This is a genomic window from Fictibacillus sp. WQ 8-8 (assembly GCF_024494405.1).
Lineage (GTDB): Bacteria > Bacillota > Bacilli > Bacillales > Fictibacillaceae > Fictibacillus_C > Fictibacillus_C marinisediminis.
The window spans coordinates 543,251-562,687 of the sequence record NZ_JAMXKG010000001.1 but is presented as its reverse complement, the minus strand read 5'-3'; the positions used below and the strand labels follow the sequence as shown (position 1 = coordinate 562,687).

21 protein-coding genes are annotated in these 19,437 nt (G+C 47.2%); 17 read left to right on the top strand and 4 right to left on the bottom strand.

The window, feature by feature from the left end; genetic code table 11:
• The first annotated feature begins 22 nt into the window (after positions 1 to 22).
• The 12 genes from dgoD (at position 23) to M1K46_RS02690 (ending at position 12,814) form a co-directional block, all read left to right on the top strand.
• Positions 23 to 1,174 (top strand): galactonate dehydratase, encoded by a 1,152-nt coding sequence (gene dgoD / locus M1K46_RS02745; RefSeq protein WP_256224781.1) that lies wholly within the window; start codon positions 23 to 25, stop codon positions 1,172 to 1,174.
• A 25-nt stretch (positions 1,175 to 1,199) separates the two neighbouring features.
• Complete coding sequence (locus M1K46_RS02740; protein WP_256224780.1) at positions 1,200 to 3,389, top strand: dihydroxy-acid dehydratase; 2,190 nt, start codon at positions 1,200 to 1,202, stop codon at positions 3,387 to 3,389.
• A 34-nt stretch (positions 3,390 to 3,423) separates the two neighbouring features.
• Entirely contained in the window at positions 3,424 to 4,374 is a 951-nt protein-coding gene (locus M1K46_RS02735) for a U32 family peptidase (protein ID WP_053356817.1), read from the top strand.
• Positions 4,362 to 5,300: a sugar kinase gene (locus tag M1K46_RS02730; RefSeq protein ID WP_256224779.1), complete on the top strand. Its 939-nt coding sequence runs from the start codon at positions 4,362 to 4,364 to the stop codon at positions 5,298 to 5,300. Before M1K46_RS02735 ends, M1K46_RS02730 begins: the two co-directional genes overlap by 13 nt.
• Positions 5,301 to 5,318: 18 nt before the next feature.
• Positions 5,319 to 5,993 carry a bifunctional 4-hydroxy-2-oxoglutarate aldolase/2-dehydro-3-deoxy-phosphogluconate aldolase gene (locus M1K46_RS02725; protein WP_091002604.1) on the top strand — a complete coding sequence of 225 codons (675 nt, stop codon included), beginning with the start codon at positions 5,319 to 5,321 and terminating at the stop codon, positions 5,991 to 5,993.
• An 81-nt stretch (positions 5,994 to 6,074) separates the two neighbouring features.
• The gene (locus M1K46_RS02720) at positions 6,075 to 6,848 is read left to right on the top strand and encodes an IclR family transcriptional regulator (protein WP_256224778.1); all 774 of its coding nucleotides are present in this window, start codon (positions 6,075 to 6,077) and stop codon (positions 6,846 to 6,848) included.
• An 82-nt stretch (positions 6,849 to 6,930) separates the two neighbouring features.
• Positions 6,931 to 7,833: a fumarylacetoacetate hydrolase family protein gene (locus M1K46_RS02715; RefSeq protein WP_256224777.1), complete on the top strand. Its 903-nt coding sequence runs from the start codon at positions 6,931 to 6,933 to the stop codon at positions 7,831 to 7,833.
• A gap of 165 nt (positions 7,834 to 7,998) precedes the next feature.
• Positions 7,999 to 8,307, top strand: a complete 309-nt coding sequence (locus M1K46_RS02710; protein WP_256224776.1) for a UxaA family hydrolase — start codon at positions 7,999 to 8,001, stop codon at positions 8,305 to 8,307.
• Positions 8,291 to 9,466, top strand: coding sequence for a UxaA family hydrolase (locus tag M1K46_RS02705; protein ID WP_256224774.1), 1,176 nt, complete (start codon positions 8,291 to 8,293; stop codon positions 9,464 to 9,466). Before M1K46_RS02710 ends, M1K46_RS02705 begins: the two co-directional genes overlap by 17 nt.
• 275 nt (positions 9,467 to 9,741) lie before the next feature.
• The gene (gucD, locus tag M1K46_RS02700) at positions 9,742 to 11,208 is read left to right on the top strand and encodes an alpha-ketoglutaric semialdehyde dehydrogenase GucD (protein WP_256224773.1); all 1,467 of its coding nucleotides are present in this window, start codon (positions 9,742 to 9,744) and stop codon (positions 11,206 to 11,208) included.
• Between the two features lie 59 nt (positions 11,209 to 11,267).
• Positions 11,268 to 12,161 (top strand): fumarylacetoacetate hydrolase family protein, encoded by an 894-nt coding sequence (locus M1K46_RS02695; protein ID WP_256224772.1) that lies wholly within the window; start codon positions 11,268 to 11,270, stop codon positions 12,159 to 12,161.
• Between the two features lie 26 nt (positions 12,162 to 12,187).
• The gene (locus M1K46_RS02690; RefSeq protein ID WP_256224771.1) at positions 12,188 to 12,814 is read left to right on the top strand and encodes a cytochrome c biogenesis protein CcdA; all 627 of its coding nucleotides are present in this window, start codon (positions 12,188 to 12,190) and stop codon (positions 12,812 to 12,814) included.
• Between the two features lie 15 nt (positions 12,815 to 12,829).
• On the opposite strand, the gene larC is transcribed toward M1K46_RS02690, so the two are convergent.
• Positions 12,830 to 13,312 carry a nickel insertion protein gene (gene larC / locus M1K46_RS02685; protein WP_256224770.1) on the bottom strand — a complete coding sequence of 161 codons (483 nt, stop codon included), beginning with the start codon at positions 13,310 to 13,312 and terminating at the stop codon, positions 12,830 to 12,832.
• Between the two features lie 149 nt (positions 13,313 to 13,461).
• Between larC and kynA the strand changes: the two genes are divergently transcribed.
• Together kynA and M1K46_RS02675 are read left to right on the top strand one after the other, a co-directional pair.
• Positions 13,462 to 14,319 carry a tryptophan 2,3-dioxygenase gene (kynA, locus tag M1K46_RS02680; protein ID WP_256224769.1) on the top strand — a complete coding sequence of 286 codons (858 nt, stop codon included), beginning with the start codon at positions 13,462 to 13,464 and terminating at the stop codon, positions 14,317 to 14,319.
• A 298-nt stretch (positions 14,320 to 14,617) separates the two neighbouring features.
• On the top strand, positions 14,618 to 15,577 hold the full coding sequence (locus M1K46_RS02675; protein WP_256224768.1) for a nuclease-related domain-containing protein: 960 nt from the start codon (positions 14,618 to 14,620) through the stop codon (positions 15,575 to 15,577).
• Here the strand turns inward: M1K46_RS02675 and M1K46_RS02670 are convergent.
• Entirely contained in the window at positions 15,574 to 16,047 is a 474-nt protein-coding gene (locus tag M1K46_RS02670) for a hypothetical protein (protein WP_256224767.1), read from the bottom strand. The two genes, M1K46_RS02675 and M1K46_RS02670, sit on opposite strands and share 4 nt — an antisense overlap.
• 132 nt (positions 16,048 to 16,179) lie before the next feature.
• Between M1K46_RS02670 and M1K46_RS02665 the strand changes: the two genes are divergently transcribed.
• Positions 16,180 to 16,308 carry a hypothetical protein gene (locus M1K46_RS02665; protein ID WP_255357588.1) on the top strand — a complete coding sequence of 43 codons (129 nt, stop codon included), beginning with the start codon at positions 16,180 to 16,182 and terminating at the stop codon, positions 16,306 to 16,308.
• A gap of 64 nt (positions 16,309 to 16,372) precedes the next feature.
• Here M1K46_RS02665 and M1K46_RS02660 read toward each other — a convergent pair whose 3' ends face one another.
• Positions 16,373 to 16,501 (bottom strand): hypothetical protein, encoded by a 129-nt coding sequence (locus tag M1K46_RS02660; RefSeq protein ID WP_256224766.1) that lies wholly within the window; start codon positions 16,499 to 16,501, stop codon positions 16,373 to 16,375.
• 204 nt (positions 16,502 to 16,705) lie between these two features.
• Between M1K46_RS02660 and M1K46_RS02655 the strand changes: the two genes are divergently transcribed.
• Positions 16,706 to 17,287 carry a VanZ family protein gene (locus tag M1K46_RS02655; RefSeq protein WP_256224765.1) on the top strand — a complete coding sequence of 194 codons (582 nt, stop codon included), beginning with the start codon at positions 16,706 to 16,708 and terminating at the stop codon, positions 17,285 to 17,287.
• 180 nt (positions 17,288 to 17,467) lie between these two features.
• Complete coding sequence (locus tag M1K46_RS02650; RefSeq protein ID WP_175501753.1) at positions 17,468 to 18,412, top strand: nucleoside hydrolase; 945 nt, start codon at positions 17,468 to 17,470, stop codon at positions 18,410 to 18,412.
• Between the two features lie 67 nt (positions 18,413 to 18,479).
• On the opposite strand, the gene M1K46_RS02645 is transcribed toward M1K46_RS02650, so the two are convergent.
• Positions 18,480 to 19,259: an HAD-IIA family hydrolase gene (locus tag M1K46_RS02645; protein ID WP_256224764.1), complete on the bottom strand. Its 780-nt coding sequence runs from the start codon at positions 19,257 to 19,259 to the stop codon at positions 18,480 to 18,482.
• Positions 19,260 to 19,437: the final 178 nt, after the last annotated feature.

Sequence of the window (19,437 nt, the reverse complement as noted above, 5' to 3'; positions counted from 1 at the left end):
CAGTGCCAAAGAAGGAGGTCATATGACAAGGATTACAGGATTTCAGCTGTATAAAGTCGCACCCCGCTGGCTGTTTTTAAAAATTGAAACAGACGAAGGTATTTCGGGCTGGGGAGAACCAATCGTTGAGGGAAAAGCGAATACAGTGGAAGCATGTGTTAATGAACTCAAGTTTTATTTTTTGGGTAAGGATCCTCGCCGTATAGAGGATCATTGGCAGGTCATGTACCGTGGGGGCTTCTACCGGGGCGGACCAGTCTTTATGAGTGCGATCTCTGGGATTGAACAGGCCTTATGGGACATCAAGGGGAAATTATATAACCTTCCTGTTTACGAAATGCTGGGCGGCAAAGCCCGTGAAAAGATTAGAGTGTATTCATGGATCGGCGGAGACAGGCCAAGTGATGTAGCGGCTGAAGCAAAAATAAAATCAGAGCAGGGCTTTACCGCTGTAAAAATGAATGCAACAGAAGAAATGGATTATATTGATTCTTTTTCAAAGGTTGAAGAAGCCATAAACCGGATAGGGGCCGTTCGTGATGCGGTAGGAAAGGATTTTGGCATCGGAATCGATTTTCATGGAAGAGTCCACAAGTCTATGGCTAAGATTCTTGCCAAAGAACTGGAACCCTACCGCCCGATGTTTATTGAAGAGCCAGTGCTGCCTGAAAACAATGAAGCGTTAAGAGAAATTGCCAGATATACCACCGTTCCTATCGCAACAGGAGAGAGGCAGTATACAAGATGGGGGTTCAAGCAGCTGCTGACAGACGGGTATGTCGACATTATTCAGCCTGACCTTTCACATGCCGGCGGTATACTGGAATGTAAAAAAATAGCTGCCATGGCTGAAGCTTATGACGTTTCTGTTGCCCCGCATTGTCCGCTTGGACCTATTGCATTGGCTTCTTCATTACAGCTGGATGCCTGTACTCCTAACGCGACCATTCAGGAACAGAGCCTGGGCATTCATTACAACGCGGGCAGTGATTTATTGGATTATCTTGTTGATCCCTCTGTATTTAAGTACGACGATGGCTTTGTCGAGATCCCTGAGGGTCCTGGTCTTGGAATTGAAGTATGTGAGGAGAGTGTGAAAGAGGCTGCTGAACGGGGTCATGAATGGAGAAACCCGGTATGGAGAAATGCAGACGGCAGTGTGGCTGAGTGGTAAAAGAAAAAAGAGGCGGTGAAATAAAATGAAATATCCTTACATTCACAATACATATAACCCTTATCGTGACAATGTTCAGGGAAAGGCCAATGAGCCGATCTGTGTTGCAGGCCTCCTGGACCGGTCAAAGCAGATCATCGGACACTCTTATGAAGGAGAAGCGCCGGACTGGACCCTGGAGGAGATCTACAATCGTCTTCATGAGAATGCGCCGAGGATCGCTATCATTGGAGGTTCTTCAGACCATCCGGCACATATCATGGACTTTCAGACGTCTTCCAGAGCAGCTTTGCGGATATGGCAGAACGGCGGTGTTCCCTTCTATTTCTCAACCCCCGTCATGTGTGATGGAACGGCTCAAAGCAACCAGGGGATGAGCTATTCACTTCAAAGCAGAAATGCGGTGGCGGAAATGGTAGTGAATCAGATTGAGGCACATAGCTATCATGGCGCCTTTGTTATTCAGGGCTGTGATAAACAGCCGCTTGGGGTTGTAAGCGCCCTGGCTCATCTGGACCGCATCCGTAATTACAGGGGAGAGGCTCCTTTTTTTGCGACGTTCGCACCGGCTCATGTCTTGCAGGGGGGAACAATTCCTGCAGATTTATTTGAGGAGCTTGAATCAGTGGCAAAAACTGCAGAGGAAATGGGGGCTGAGGATATTGCCTTTGATCTTCGGGATGCCATGGCCTACATCCTTCAATGCTCATCCAACACTGCTTTTCAAGGAGTGCTTCAGCGGGCGAAAGAAAGAGGGTTCATAACCCAGGCGGCCCACGATGATTATGAAAAGCGCCTTGCGGTCAATACGTGTGACGGGCTCGGCGGCGTATGCGCCTTTAATGGAACAGGAAACAGCTCCCGTCATTTAGTAGCCGGGATGGGTCTGGTCCATCCAGAACTGGAGCTTCTGACCGATCCGCCTTCGCAGGAGCAGATTAATACGGCATTGGATGCACTTTCTGCCATGATCAATCAGCCGGCCTTTGGTGTTTCGAATATCTTGGCGGCAAATATCAAAAACGCAGTCCGTATTCACAGTGCTTCAGGAGGATCTACCAACCTGATGATGCATATTGTAGCGGGCATGCTGTATGGCGGCTACACGTTCAGTCTTCATGAACTGGACAGGATCCACCATGAAGTGCCGGTACCCGATTTGTTTGATTACAGCCTTACTCAGGGCAGGGATATTTTTGCCCTGGCGATGCAATGCTGCTCAGGCAACAGCCGGGGCATGGAGTCGCTGTTTTATGAACTGCTCCAGAACGGAGTTCCGATGGATGTGGATGCGCCGACTGTAACCGGAACAAGCTGGCGCGACCGGCTGGAGAAGGAAGGGAAGAGCCCAATCGAAAGGATTGCGCAGAACCCTGTCATCCTTTCTAAGCCGCGCCGCCCATACAGCGGAGTGGATGTACTGACCGGGAATTTTTTCGAAAGTGCCGTCGTAAAAATCAGCGGGATGACCACCCGGCAGCTCGATGAGTTTGATAAAAAGGCAGCTTTTGTTCTTTATTATGAAAATGAAGAGGATGCGAATCAAGGTCTGCTTGATGATGAATTGATTGAAAAGCTCCGAAAGGACCGGCTGTTTTCCCATGAAAACTTGATTGCGGTTCTGAAGCAGAACGCTCCAGAACGTTATTCAGCTTATGCAGACCTTTCCTATGACCCATTGTTTGATGCCCTGGTGGAAGAAAGTATTTTAAAACTCGCCGTTGTCGTATCGGGTCAAGGCCCTGTGGCTTTCGGCATGCCGGAGATGTTTACTCCGATGCAGCATATTAACGCCAGCAGGAAGCTGAAAAAGCTGGCGACGCTCATCAGTGATGGACGCTACTCAGGCGTAACATATGGAGCAGCTGTCGGCCACATGACGCCTGAAGCGAAGGAAGACGGCGGGATTCTTTACCTCCAGACAGGAGATGTTCTGTTCCTCGATTTTCGAGAACGAAACATTCAGTTCATGGAGGAAGCTTCTTTTCAAAAAGGTGAGCTGGTCTTTGAGTTTGATCACATACGGCAGCATCGGAAAGCCTTGGCTGAAAGCAGGATGGCAGCAATCCGCAAACGCCAGCGGATGGTTGCGGCGAGCAATCGACTGACTAGCCATACGGATGCAGCGCACGGAGTTGTCCCGCTGCAAGTATTTGAAGAAGCTGACCTTGATTACACCAAAGATGTAGTCTCCCTGAAACTGGCTAAACATTAAGTTCTTTACTAAAAACGGAAAGGCGGAATGCAGGTTGGAACAGACAAGAAACGCGATTGAGAAACTGGGGTTTCCAGGACGAGACTGTCATGAACTGCCGGATTCAACAAAAACTTTCCCTGATGGCGCACAGTATCGGGTGGAGATTCCAAGTGTGGAAGGGCCGGCTTCTTTTGAAGCAGTCGTTGAAGCTTGTGAGCAATATGAGGTGGACATTCACCGGATTTCACAGGGAAGCGGCATCATGCTGCTGACGGATGAAGAACTCGAACAGATGTCAGCCATCGGCAAGCGGGAAAACCTTGAGGTCAGTTTGTTTGTAGGGCCGAGGGGAACGTGGGATGTATCAGCCATGCAATGGGCAAGCGCCGGAAAAATAGCCGGCCTGCGCGTTCAGGGAATGGACCAGCTCGTTTATTCCATTGAGGATATAAAGAGAGCATGCAACGCCGGAATCAGGAGCATCCTGGTGGCGGATGAAGGATTGCTTTGGCTGGTGAACGAGTTTAAGAAAATGGGTGAACTGCCGGGAGACCTTATTGTGAAGGTTTCGGTACAGGTCGCCCAGGCTAACCCCGTTTCCATCCGGCTAATGGAACAGATCGGGGCCGGAACCTACAATGTTCCTACCGATCTCACGTTGTCCAGGTTAGCTGCGATCAGGCAGGCTGTTGATCTTCCGATTGATATTTATGTAGAGGTACCGGACGATGTAGGCGGGTTTATCCGGCACTATGAAATACCAGAAATCATCCGTGTAGCAGCTCCCGTTTATATCAAATTCGGCTTGCGGAACGCACCGAACATTTATCCTTCAGGTTCCCACCTTGAATCGACCTCAATCGCTCTATCAAAAGAGCGAGTAAGAAGAGCCAAGCTCGGACTTGAAATGATTAAGCGGTATGCTCCTCATTTAAAGGTTTCAAAAAGGGGAGCAGAAGGCATTGCCACCCCAGTGCACGGTGAAAAAGTATGGACGTCGTAACGTTTGGCGAAACGATGGTGCTCTTCCATCCATCATCAGCGGTCCCTCTCCGCTTTGCGGGACAATTTGAAAAAACGATCGGAGGAGCAGAATCCAATGTTGCCATCGCTCTCTCGAGGCTGGGACATCAAGCAGGATGGATAAGCAGACTGGGGAATGATGACTTTGGAATATATGTCCGGAATTTTATCAGAGGGGAAGGAGTGGACACCTCCAGAGTAGTGTTTGACCAAACAAGATCAACAGCCATTTTTTTTAAAGGAAAACGTACAGAACAAGAACCAAAGGTCTACTATTACCGTTCAGGTTCCGCGGCCAGCAGAATGTCTCCGGAAGACTTGGACGAAGAATATCTATCCAAGGCAAAGTATCTGCATGTAACGGGTATTACTCCGGCGTTAAGCGACAGCTGCCGAGATCTTGTTTTCCATGCCATTGCGATGGCAAAGCGGCACGGAGTTATGGTTGTTTTTGACCCTAATATCCGGTTGAAGCTTTGGAGTAAGGAACAGGCAAAAGAAACCTTAATGGAAATCGCTTCTCGATGTGATATTGTTCTTCCTGGAATAGAAGAAGGGATTTTAATGACCGGCAAATCTCAGCCTGAAGAAGCTGCCCGGATGCTTTTGAAGAATGGTAGCAAAGCCGTTGTTGTGAAATTAGGAGCTGAAGGAGCTTATTATGATAATGGCTGTGAAAGGGGATATATAGAAGGTTTCCCTGTTTCACGCATGGTGGATCCCATTGGGGCGGGAGACGGTTTTGCTGCAGGTTTTCTTTCGGGTCTGTTAAGAGGATGGACGTATCAGGAGGCTGTGAGGCTGGGGAATCGTGTAGGCGCCTATGCTGTAACCGTTTCTGGAGATGTGGAAGGCTACCCGTATTTTGACCAAATCATACGGGATAATGAGGAAATCCTTAGATGAGGAAAAAGGAGGCATCGCATGCTGCCAAAAGTGAAATTGCTTCAGGAATTAACGGAAAGCGGCATTATAGCAGTGATACGCCGAATGCCGAGAGGACAAATCATTCCTATCGCTGAAAGTCTAGTAGACGGAGGAGTCAGTGCCATTGAAGTAACGGTAGATTCTCCAGACGCTTTCCTTGTGATAGAGGAGTTGTCTGATCAGCTGAAAGGCCGTGCGATCGTTGGGGCGGGTACGGTGATTGACAGTGAATCTGCGAGACTCGCCATCCAAAGCGGTGCAGAGTTCTTATTTAGTCCATCCTTGCATGAGGAGGTTATCCGAATGGCGCTCCGCTATGGAAAAGTGGTGATGCCGGGAGTTATGACCCCTTCAGAAATGATTCAAGCCATTGAATGGGGAGCTGATATGGTGAAGCTGTTCCCTGCCTCTGTTTTAGGTGCTCAATATGTAAAAGACGTCAAAGCTCCTTTTCCGCACGTACCAGTCGTTCCAACAGGGGGAATCCACCTTGATAATGCAGCCTCCTATATCGAGGCGGGTGCTGCTGCAGTTGGGGTAGGAGGCAGCCTCGTCCATGCTGAAGCTGTTCAAACAAAAGATTATACCCGTATTCAGCGAACCGCTGAGCAATTTGTTTCCATAGTTAATGGTGCACGCCAATCACTCTCCCTCTCTGACAATATGCGTTAATTAGAGTCTTTCCAATATGAGGTATGTTACTATTAGGAAAAAGACAAACCTACTAAACTTCTTTTAAAGGGTGATTGAAAAATGCCAATTATTCAGTCCGTAGACCGTGCACTTCGAATCCTGGATCTTTTTGATGAATATGAGACCGAATTGAAGATTACGGATATCAGTTCAAGAATGAATCTTCATAAAAGCACCGTCCATTCGCTATTAAAAACATTGCAGCACTATCGATATATTGAACAAAACTTGGAAAACGGAAAATACAAGCTTGGGATGAAGCTGTTCGAACGCGGGAACTTTGTCATTCATAATCTGGACATCCGTTCTGTCGCTAAAAAGCATTTAATGGAACTTTCAATGCAAACGGGGAACACGATCCATCTCGTTATTTTAGACGGAAAAGAAGGCGTTTACATTGATAAGGTAGAAGGTTCTGCGGCTACTATTCTATACTCAAGAATCGGGCGCAGGATTCCTGTTCACTGCAGTGCTGTCGGAAAAGCGCTCGTCGCTTTTAAAGGCCAGGACGAGCTGGCATCTATCCTAAAAGATTATGAGTACATCAGCCAGACTCCGAAAACCATCACGAATGAAAAAGATTTCCTGGAAGAGCTGGTTAAAGTAAAAGAAGAAGGCTATGCCGTCGATAACCAGGAAAATGAAGCGGGAGTATCCTGCATTGCCGTACCGGTCAGGGATCACTCAGGGAACGTCATCGCCGCCATCAGCATGTCGCAGCCTGTTCACCGGATCAATAAAAAAGCGGTAAACGAGGTTGTCAGTATGCTGAAAGATACGGCAGATAAAATCTCACATGAGCTCGGGTTCGGTGTAAAAGCCTCTTCCAGCTGATCCTGTCGGCACTCCGTATTGCAGGAGTGTGCCTAATAACGAGAACAAGGTTTTATAATATAAAACAAAAGGAGAGCGACCAATGCGAATTTTACGTTACGAAAGAGAAAAAGGGACTTACACTCTGGCGGCGCTGGCAAATGATGAAAGAATCTATGATCTCCCTTATCCTGACTTTATGGATATGATCTATGCCTCTGAACAATCAGGGAAAACTCCGCTTCACTATGTTCAAGATCTGATCGCAGGGCAGGAGCCGATCGAAGAAACACTGGAGCAGCTCCAGCTGGCCGTTCCGATTACGGCACCGGAAGTATGGGCATCTGGTGTGACGTATGAGAAGAGCAAGGACGCCAGAAATTATGAAGCCACCGCAGGAAAATTGGATGCAGACACGTTTTACGACAAAGTATACGAAGCAGAACGCCCGGAAATCTTCTTTAAGTCAACGGCAGCAAGAACGGTTGGCCCTGGACAGCCCGTCTATTTGCGCAGTGATTCCGACTGGCAGATTCCTGAACCGGAGCTTGGGCTTGTGCTGAGCAAGAGCGGAAAGGTGCTCGGGTATACGGCCGGGAACGATATGAGCTGTCGTGACATCGAGGGTGAAAATCCTCTGTATTTACCCCAGGCCAAGGTTTGGAAGCATTCGTGTGCCATCGGTCCGGTCATCTTACTGGCTGATGCGGTAGACGATCCGTATTCCTTTGATCTCGCGTGCCGAATCTACAGGGCGGAGGAAAAGATAGTGGATGGAAAGGCGAATACGAAGCAGCTGAAGAGAAGATTTGATGAGCTGGTAGAGTTTCTTGCCCGTGACAACGACTTGTTTGACGGAACGGTTTTACTGACAGGTACATGCATTGTGCCTCCTAACGACTTTACCTTAAAGGACGGCGACCGGATTGAGATTGAGATTTCATCGATCGGTGTACTGAACAACCCTGTGAAAAAGCAGGAAAGCAAGATTGCAGCAGCTCGCTAGACCTTAAAAAGACTGAATTTTCAGGGAGGTCCCATTTGGTAATTGGCGTGTATTTCAATGAGAGTGGCGCGTATTTTTCCCAAAGTAGCGCGTAAATACCATGAACCTGCGCGTAAAGAGTTCCAGCGCTTAGCCGGGGCTTGCGTTTTTCTTAAAAGGAGGTATATGGCTATGAACTATAAAACGATCATGATGAAGCCGCTTGATCATGTGGCGATCGCCTTAATGGATCTTCCGCAAGGGGCATTGCTCCATGTTACATGTGAAGACACGGAGCAAGTGGTGGAACTGAAGCAGGACATTCGCTTTGGCCACAAATTTGCGGTGAAGGCTATCGGACAAGGTGATGAAATCATGAAATACGGTGAAGTCATCGGGCGGGCGGTTGCTGATATTGGAATAGGAGAGCATGTTCACGTTCATAATCTGGAAGGCATAAGAGGAAGGGGAGATAAAGTTGAATCCGGAGCTTAACAACGAACTGCTTGGATACAGGCGGCCGGACGGGAAAGTAGGCGTGCGCAATCATGTGCTGATCTTGCCTACGATTACGTGCGCCACCCAGGCGGCAAAACAAATTACGGAACTGGTGCAGGGAACAGTGAGCTTTATCCATCAGCACGGCTGTGCACAGGTGGGGGAGGATTATGATCAGACGTTTCGCACGTATGTCGGGATGGGGCTGAACCCGAACGTTTATGGCGTGGTGGTCCTTGGACTTGGCTGTGAGACCCATCAGGCAAGAAGTGTTGCCGGCGAAATTGCCAAGAGCGGCAAACCGGTGGAGGTTGTTTCCATTCAGGATCATGGGGGAACTTTGATGACGATCGCTGAGGGAGCAAGGGCAGCGGCAAGAATGGTTCAGGACGCCTCCGCACAGCGCAGGGAACCCTTTGATTTCAGTGAATTGATCATCGGCACCGAGTGCGGAGGATCGGACGCCTGCTCCGGCCTTTCAGCAAACCCTGCAGTCGGGGTGGTCAGTGACCTCGTTGTGGATGCCGGCGGAACAGCCATTCTGGCAGAGACGACCGAACTGATCGGGGCGGAACATTTATTGGCGAAAAGAGCCGTAAATGAAAAGGTAGCCAAGCGGGTGTATGAAGTGATTGAAAAGATGGAAAGCAGAGCCATCCTTATGGGAGTCGATATCCGAACCGGTAATCCCAGTCCCGGAAACATTGAAGGCGGCCTCAGTTCACTTGAAGAAAAGTCACTTGGAGCGTCCAATAAATCCGGCAGCAGGCCACTTCAGGAACTCATTGATTATGCGGAGTATCCGACGAAAAAGGGTCTTGTTTGGATGGATACCCCCGGACATGACATTGAGCAGCTGACAGGAATGGTCGCTGGAGGAGCACAGGTCGTTCTTTTTACGAGCGGACGCGGCACGCCGACAGGATCGCCGATTGCTCCAGTTATTAAGATTTCAACGAACACTGCCATGTTTGAAAAGATGAGGGACAACATGGACCTTAATGCAGGAACCATCATTGAAGGAGAAGAAACGATTCAAGCGGCCGGCAGACGGATTTTTGACGAGATCAAAGAGGTATCTTCAGGGAAACTGACAAAATCGGAAGTGCTGAAACAGCATGACTTTGGTATTTGGAGAATCGGGCCAACGTTTTAATAGGGCTGCTAGTCAATGGTGTTGTTTTTAGGAGGGGGTGATTGAACCGCCTTTTGAAAAGCAGAAGGGTATAAGCAAGCTTTTTCCCATCTGCTTTTCAAGCGATTCATTTGTTTCACCAATCAGCCGGCTCTTATCATCGCCAGCTGTCACCCCCCTTACTAAGAAGAAAAAACTTGAGGGTCTCTTTCGAGCATCAGTATGCGATGTCCAAAATAAAAGAATTCAGCTACATGTTTTAACAAAGCCTAAATAATAAAAGGGAGAGATGAACAATGACTGTACAAACACAAGTGAAAACCTTTCTGAACTATGTGAACGGTGAATGGGTGGAAGCGTCCACGAATGAAACGATCCCTTGCATCAACCCCGCCAATAAAAATGAAACAGTAGGCCGCGTTCAGCGTTCGGGGCAGGAAGATGTCGATCAAGCCGTAACTGCTGCCAAACGCGCACAAGCGGCGTGGAAGAAGCTTTCCGGAGCGGCACGCGGAGAATTCCTGTATAAAGCCGCAAGCATCATGGAAAGCCGGGCGGATGAAATCGCAGAGACGATGACGAACGAGATGGGAAAAACCCTAGCTGAGGCAAAAGGGGAAACGTTAAGGGGCGTTGCCATCCTTCGCTATTATGCAGGCGAAGGGATGCGAAAGACCGGTGATGTAATTCCTTCTAGCGACAGTGAAGCACTCATGTTTACGACGAGAGTGCCTCTCGGAGTTGTTGGCGTCATCTCGCCATGGAACTTCCCGGTCGCGATTCCCATCTGGAAAATGGCGCCTGGCCTCATCTACGGAAACGCGATTGTGATTAAACCGGCACAAGAAGCAGCTGTCACCGCCGTTAAGGTCATCGAATGCTTCGCTGAAGCGGGAATTCCTGCCGGAGTTGTAAACATGGTGACAGGCACCGGCTCTGTGGTCGGACAGGCGATCGTGGATCACCCTGATGTGAATGGGATTACTTTTACCGGTTCAAATGCTACAGGAAAAGCGATCGGACAGGCCGCGCTCTCACGCGGAGCCAAATATCAGCTTGAAATGGGCGGAAAGAACCCGGTTATTATTGCAGCAGATGCAGACCTTGATCTTGCCGTAGACGGTACGATCAGCGGCGGACTTCGCTCAACGGGGCAAAAATGCACAGCGACGAGCAGGGTCATCATCCACGAGGATGTCTATGAATCTTTCAAAGAAAAACTGCTGGCTAAAGTTAGAGAGCTCAAGGTGGGTCCTGGACTTGACGGAGAAACATGGATGGGCCCTTGTGCGAGCGAAAAACAGCTTGAAACCGTATTGTCATATATTGAAAAAGGCCAGGCAGAAGGGGCTTCGCTCGTTTATGGCGGACGTCAGCTTACCGAAGCTGATACAAAAGACGGCTTTTATGTGGAACCGGCTATCTTTGAAAATGTAGAGACGGGCATGGCCATCTCTCAGGAAGAAATCTTTGGACCTGTACTTGCATTAATTAAAGTAAGTACGCTGGAAGAAGCGATCGAGCTTGCGAACGATGTGGAATATGGCTTAAGTGCTTCCATCTACACGACCAACATCAGCCACATGCTCTCTTTCATCAATGATATGGATGCGGGTCTTGTACGGATTAACGCAGAAACGGCTGGTGTGGAACTGCAGGCGCCATTCGGTGGCATGAAGCAGTCAAGCTCTCATTCCAGAGAACAAGGACAGGCAGCCATTGAATTCTACACATCAATTAAAACCGTGTTTGTCAAAGGATAATAAAGATGAGGGTTACAGATATGTAACCCTCCTATTTCATTTAAAAAGGAGCATTGCAAATGAAAACATTAACGTTTAAAAAGGATGGAGAATGGACGCTTGGGGTTAAAACCGAGGGAGGCATATTGGACGTAAAGGAAGCCGTGCGTTTGAGGATGGCGGATACTGAAGGCATTCCAGTTACCGTTGATGAGCTGATTTTACAGGGAGAAAAGGGGAAAGAGGCTCTTCAAAGACTGGCAGATACGGAGCTTGCGTCTCGTGAAGGCGTGTTTTATCCCGAGGATTCCCTTACGCTCGGCCCTTGTGTCGTTTCTCCGCAGAAGATCATTTGTGTCGGACTGAATTATAAAAAGCACGCCGAAGAGTCCAACATGGCATTGCCTGAAACACCTATCCTTTTCAGCAAGTTCAGCAACGCCCTGGCGGGACATCTTCAGGAAGTGAAGATACCGGAGCGCTCTCTTCAGGTAGATTACGAAGTTGAACTGGGCCTGGTGATTGGGAAAACAGCCAGTAAGGTGGAAGTGGACGAAGCGAGAAATTATGTTTATGGCTATTGCACGGCCAATGACCTGTCGGCAAGGGATCTTCAGTTTAAAACAGGACAATGGCTGCTCGGTAAAACGTGTGATGGCTTCAGTCCAGCTGGGCCTTATCTTGTGAGCAGTGATGAGATAGAGGATCCTAATCAATTAGGGTTGAAAACGGTCTTAAATGGAACGGTACGCCAAGATTCCAATACGGCTGATATGGTTTTTTCCTGTGAAGAGATCATCAGCTATGTTTCACAGCATATGACCCTCTGTCCCGGCGATCTTATTTTAACGGGTACCCCTGAAGGCGTGATTATGGGTGAACCGGAGGGCGAAAGATTCTGGCTCAAGGACGGAGATGAGGTTACCGTAGAGGTAGAAGGGCTTGGTAAATTGACGACAATTATGAGAAAATAAGCAAAAAGGAGAATAGGAGATTACATATGGAGTTTACAACCATTTTAGTCATGGCACTGCTGCTCGGATTAAAGCATGCCCTTGATCCGGACCACATTGTGGCGGTGACGACGATCGTCAGTGAAAAGAAGAAAGCCCGGTTTTCCGCACTTGTTGGTGCCTGGTGGGGTATCGGGCATATGACGACCATCCTTGTGATCGGCAGCGCTATTATTTATTTCGACCTCCTAATCTCTCATTCTGTTGAAAAGCTCCTTGAGGGCATTGTAGGCGTCATGATCATTTACCTCGGAGTAAAGGCGTTCTACTCCTTGAGCTTGGGAAAGACACATGAACATGCTGCATCCCGTGAGAAAAACAGATGGATGCTGAGACCGCTTATTGTTGGTTTACTGCATGGCCTTGCAGGGAGTACCGGTGTCGCTTATTTATTCCTTAGCACGATTGAGGACAAGTATATGGGCTTTTTGTATCTACTTGTTTTTGGTACCGGAACACTCTTGAGCATGGTGCTCGCTACACTGCTGATCGGCATGCCTTATTCCTGGGCTTCAGACCATAAGAAGTTTAATCTGTTATTAACACGAAGCACCGGTATACTGAGCGTCATCTTTGGAATCTATTATCTCTGTGAGATCCTGTTCCTTTCTTAAAAGGACAGGATTTTTTTATTTGTTTTGGCTGATCGCGATGGATTTCGCCTCGTCATAAATCAGCTGCAGAGGGAGGTTGTGCTTTTCAGCAAGAGCCCTGCACTCCTCAAATTCGGGTGAAAACTTAATACGCTCTCCCTGATAGATTCCTATCTTGACAGAAACCTCTCCCCATTTCGTTTTTGCTTTGCAGAATTCCCTTCCGAGACGGTGGCAGGATACAGGAAAAAATCGAAGGCCAAAGCTGGTCGTTTCTTTAAAAATAATCTCTTCGAGTTCTTGCTGTTTGGTTGGGGAGGTAAGCACAGACAGTTTATACGCTGGGCGGTTTTTTTTCATATAGATGGACGTATAATACACATCATTGGCACCGGCAGCGAGCAGCTGGTCCATCGTATAAGCGAGAACTTCACTGCTGCAGTCATCTAAATTCACTTCGATCATGACCATTTCGTGATCGAGCTGTTCATGAGCGTGCTGGGACAAAAAATTATTCATATGGCCTGGCTCCTTTATTCTATGTACTGTTGTTTTTATTATAGCAATTAAACGACTGTTTAATAAAAGCATGTGGTCATGTTCTGGCAGGATAAGGTATGATGAGAAGGGACAAATGAAAGCGTTAACATGACAAAGGGGGATTTTGCATGCTGAACAAAAATGATCAGCCAGATGTGAATGCAACAAGCTCGGAGACGAACATCCATACGGATTTTAAAAATAATATGACCTACGGCGAATATTTGCAGCTTGATAAAATCTTATCGGCACAGCGCCGGCTGTCCGGCCACCATGACGAGGTGCTGTTCATCGTTATTCACCAGGTGAGCGAGCTGTGGATGAAGCTCATTCTGCACGAAATGCACTCGGCGATTGAAGCGATCACGAACGATGACTTGTCCAGTGCGTTCAAAAAGCTGGCGAGAGTATCAAAAACCCAGTCGCAGATCATTCAGGCGTGGGACGTGCTTTCCACAATGACACCTTCAGAGTACATGGAGTTCCGTGATTCGCTTGGCCAGGCGTCCGGCTTCCAGTCGTATCAATATCGGATGATCGAGTTCGCACTCGGTTATAAGACGCCGCATGTGCTGAAGATCTATGAAAAGGATCCTGAGCTGTTAGTTGAGTTGAAGAAGGCTTATGAAGCTCCGGGATTGTATGATGTGGCGATTCGGGCGCTGAACAAAGCGGGATTGGCGATTGATGAGGAAGTGCTGAATCGTGACGTGACGCGCACGTATCAAGAGAATGGCTCGGTCCACCAGGCATGGATCACCGTCTATCGTAATCCAAATCAATATTGGGATCTGTACGAGCTCGCTGAGAAACTCGTAGATATTGAAGACTGGCTTCAGCAATGGCGATTCCGCCACATGAAGACGGTTGAGAGAATCATAGGGTTTAAGATGGGCACTGGCGGTTCATCTGGTGTCGGTTATTTGAAGAAGGTGCTCGACCAGCGGTTCTTCCCGGAACTGTGGGATATTCGAACGGAGTTGTAGGGTTGGAAGCGGGTAGCTGGGGTGGTTTCGAGGGTATTTTCTGGAGGGGGGTTGGTGGTTTTGAGGGGGACATAGTGATTTTTCCGGGAGGGAAGATCGATGCCGCCAAAATAATGGATTCAGCCGCCAGAATATTGTGCTCAGGCGCCAAATTAATTGCCTCAGCCGCCAGAATATTCAGCTCAGGCGCCAAATTAATCTTCCCAGCCGCCTGATTCCCTGTTCAAGTCAAACTCCGTAAAGGGTAAAGCCTGCTGTGATGCGAATTTTAATAAAAAAGAAAGGATGTAATGTACGATTGATCATTAAAGAGTTAAAAAAGCCCATAATATTGCGTAAATTAGAGGCGTTATTATTGCGGTTGCCGGTGAATCATCCTAAACGAAGTGAAATTGAGGGGCAATTAGCGAATCGGTTCAAGGGATACAGAGGAGAAATGGCGCTGCACTACCCATTTAGTTATTTGACCAAGGATAAGTATCAAATTATGCATACTCTCAGGCTTTGGGATGGGGCGCATTTCTTTCAGATGGACACACTTCTTTTATCCTCAAATTACCTCCTCATTATAGAAGTAAAAAACATCTCGGGTACGATTATTTTTGATCAGAATTTTAAACAGATGATTCGTATTACTGCCGACAAAGAGGAAGCTTTTGAAGATCCACTCCTTCAAGTTGCCCGCCATAAACATCAGCTACAGGAATGGCTAAATCATAAAAAACTTCCCCGAATCCCCATTGAAACTCTCGTCGTCTTCAGTAATCCTCATACTTTGCTTAAATCAACAGGCCCCGGTCTCGGAAAAAAAGTGACCCACATTTCTAATCTCATACCACTCATTAAGGATTTTGAGAAGTATTATAAAAATGAAGTGATGACAAGCTCACAGTTAAAAAAGCTTGCTCGTCTAATGCTGAAAAATAATGATGCCGGTAATCCGGACGTTCTGAAGTGGTTTAAAATTCAAAAAGATGAACTAATTAGAGGTACACAGTGTCCAGTATGTTTGTATACACCGATGGCTAGATACCATCACGGGTGGAAATGCGTCCACTGTGAGCATTATTCAACCATCGCTCATCTTGCAGCCATTGAGCATTATGTCTTGTTAATTGGACAGGAGCTAACTAATAAAGATATAAAAGAATTTCTTGTTTTATCGTCCACTTCAGCTGCGAAACGAGTGCTGCTCTCCCTTAATGCTACGCATATCGGCACCACGAAAAGCCGCAAATATTTTATCCCCTTAGATTAGTTAAAAGACCCCTCCTGCCTAAACACCTCCGGATCCACATTAAAATGCCTGGAAACGACCTTTTGGAAGAACGCGGACTCACGCCTGATGGAGGGAAGGGTGGGGACAGGTTTAGGAACGCCGAAGATGGGTCCGCTGACGTTGATGGTGAAGCGCGCGGAACCGATGAAGCTTCCGGTCACACGGATCTGGTCGGCAATCAGGAGGATGGCGAGGCCGATGTCAATCACATCAATAAGAGTGGTGGCAGCCTGGTTGCCATTAATACCCTCCAGGCGTGTGTCTCCGGTTAATGGCCCCGCTAAAGATGGGCGAAAACCACCTGGTGTTACAAATACCCCGATGATCGTAATTTGTCCAGTCAGCAGCAAGGCCGCTGTTGCCAAATTCAATCCCCGCTGAAGCGCCCCTATAATTTGCAGCTCGTTTTCAATCTGTTCAGCTGTTTTCCCCATGTCGTCACACCTCACCTACTATCCTATTCAAGCAACTAGGCGATGGGAATTCGAGACAACCTGAAGTGAACATTTCTTTGAAAAAGTGTACGGATAACTTGTCTGCGCAATATAGTGGTATAGAATCTCCCAAAAAGGAGTGATAAGGTGGCTCTTTCATTAACGGATATTCCAACAGTTAAACCCTCTGCGACGGGTGTTTTCCTGCTGGCCCTGCCCTTAATTATCTTTATTTTTTTCTTCACACAGCCTAAAGCGAGTGATGAGCTGCAGTAGTCAGGAGAACGGGGGGCAGCGCAGCAATGTGCTGCCCGTAACTGATAGACCAAAAATAAAAAACTTAATGATTCAGCAGCCGTTTATTGTAGTTATGGGCTGCGGCGGCTCCCCAGATCATGCAGATGGGATGGGTGATCAACAAGCCGAATCCCAGTGTGAGGACACCGACAACTCCTTCAATAATCAGCATGATAATGGCACCTGCTATTGTAGAATAAAACATGCCGAGAGAGCCGAATAGAAAGGTTAGTACCAAGGACAAGCCGACACTTTTTGTACTGGCAACGACCACGGTATTTTGTTGTATTTTAAACGAGTGTTTAAGGAGTAATCAAGCATTTGTAAAAATATGCTAAACTGACATGGGGATCAGATTAGAAAGGGACGTGTTGTGGTGTACAGGGTAGTGGATTTGGCCTGGCTCGGGTCTGTGTTTTTGCTTTTATTTGTTGTGGTGGACATGTTTCTTCATAAGAAGAAGAGGCTGTTGCATCGGATTATTTTTTATTCCTTCCTTTTTTACATCATAAATGTACTTCAGCTGGTTACCGGAGGCATTGTTGTTCCCCGATCAGACCAGCCTTTTCAGCTTCTTTTGCAGTCTGTGCCTTTTCGCTTTTTGTCAGATTGGTACCAGGATTATAAGAATAATGGATTTGACTGGTTCTTTTGGAACTCGGTCAAGCTGTCATTTTTCAATGTGCTGCTGCTGTTTCCGATGGGCATCTACCTGCCTGTATTATTCAAGATGGGTTTCTGGAAAAGAATCATCGCCGGAGTATTTTTAACGAGTTTTTTCATCGAGTTGCTTCAGCTGACTTTAGGCTTTTTCAGGCTCCTTGAAATGAGCAGGAGCATTGATGTGGATGACTTAATCTTAAATACGATCGGCGGGTTGCTCGGGTTTGTGTGTTACAGGATTGGCAGGATGATGGTCCCGTTGAAGAAGAAGAAGGAGAAGCGTCTTAGCAGCTAGCTGCTTTTCCCGCCTAAATATTTAAACACTCGTTTAAACCTGCGCCCGCCTTTCATTTTGCACTATGCCCATTTTCCTGTTGCTACCAGAGAAAATGGGTATTTTTGTGTGCAGTAACTGAAGGCTGTATCGATACATAAGATAAAAATGGTTAAGTATCAGGGCGTTAGGGGGAGTACCATGAATGTCTTGTTTTTTACCGATTTAGGGATAGATGATGCGTTTGCTCTTATTTATGCGTTGAAGCATCCCCAGATCAAGGTGATCGGCATTGTTGCGGACTATGGGAATGTTTCAAGGGACCGGGCGATCCGGAATGCCCAATACATTTTAACGATGACGAACTCAGATCATATCCCGATTATTTCTGGCGCAAGCCGGCCTGTGCTGGGTACGGAGCCTGAATTTTTTCCTTATGTTCATGGAACGGAGGGCCTGGGTACGGTTATACCTGAGGAGATGCCTAAAGTCTTATATAATTTCAGCAATATTTTTACCGTTATTAAAGAATCGACGGAGCCTGTCTCGATCGTCAATATTGGCCGGCTTTCTTCGCTGGCGATGGCCTTTATTTTACATCCGGAGTTATTGAATCTGATTCAAAACATCTATGTGATGGGCGGTGCCTTTCTTGTACGGGGCAATGTCACACCATATGCCGAAGCCAATATTTTTGGCGACCCCACCTCAGCAAGTATCGTGATCAATCATACGAGTCCTTTAGCCGTAAGATTATTTCCGCTTAACGTGACGGAAAAAGCAATTGCTACTCCCCAATTTGTTCAATCTTTGATAAAAGGCTCTGAAGACTCTACGGGACATTTTCTTCGCCGGATTTATGAGTTTTATTATACCTTTTATAAAAAGGAGCGCCCCGGCCTGAGGGGAGCTCCAATTCATGACCTTGTACCCGTCAGTGCTCTTGTCAATCCGTCGATTTTTAAGTATGTCGAACGGAATGTCCAGATTGTTGAAAACTCGTCCATTTTCGGAAAAGGTATCACCGTTGCTGATTTTAGGGAGCATCCGGTCATTAATCCGAGTGACAATGATTTTTCCATTATTGCTTATGATATGGACTACGATGCGTTTTTAAAGGATGTTTATACCGTTATGCGGTCTTAAAGAACATAAAAATAGCTCCTGAACACTGGATGCCAAGAGCTTACAGGGGTTGAGGTTTTCTGTTTGACTACAAGCTGGTAATGTCCTTAATGCTTTTCAGTATATACTTTGGTTTGTACGGGGAGGTGGCTGCCATCTCTCTGTGGGAAATGCCGGTTAAGACGAGGACGCTGTTCATTCCGCTTTCATTGGCCATCTTAATGTCCGTTTCCAGCCGGTCACCAATCATATAACAATTCTCGTATTCAAGTAATAGTATCTTTTTCACGGCCACCTCCGCCAGATAGCTGGACGGCTTGCCGACGACCAGATCAATAGGTTTTCCTGTGGCTCCTTCCAATGCGCCGATCATGGCACCGCAGTCAGGCAGCTGCTGGTTATTTTCCATGGGACATGTCCGGTCAGGATTGGTCGCGATCACCTTTGCCTGATGAAGACTGGCCTGAAATGCAAGATTCAATTTTTCATAGTTAAATTCCCGGTCCCAGCCCAGCACTACATAAGCTGCCTCTGCAGGATTTTCGGTCAAAGGGATGACGAACTCCTGAAGTTCTGATAGGAGGGGAGCTTCCCCGAGAGCAAGGACCTTCTCTCCGGGAACAAGTACTTCATTTAAATACATAGCGGCAATGTAATTGGAATTGATGACTTCCTGCAACGAAACCTCAATGCCGAGTTTCCTAAGCTTCCTCACATAATCCTGACGTGTCGCGATCGATTTATTGGTTACGAACAATACTTTGTCGCCCCGCTTTTTCAGGTGGTGAATGGCTTCTGCCGAACCGGGAATGAGTCGGTCACCGAGATACACTGTGCCATCCAAGTCAAAAATATAGCCTCTCACCATGGCTATCACCTTCCTGCCGCAAATTTTCCTCATCAGACTTGGGATAGTATATGCACAGAACTGATTGAGCGTTTTTGCCCTGCTTCATAAAACCTTTACAGACTCTTAAGATGGATGAAATCAAATCTTTACCAAGGATTTATTTGTCTTAACAATTATCTGTTACTATTTTCCTAAC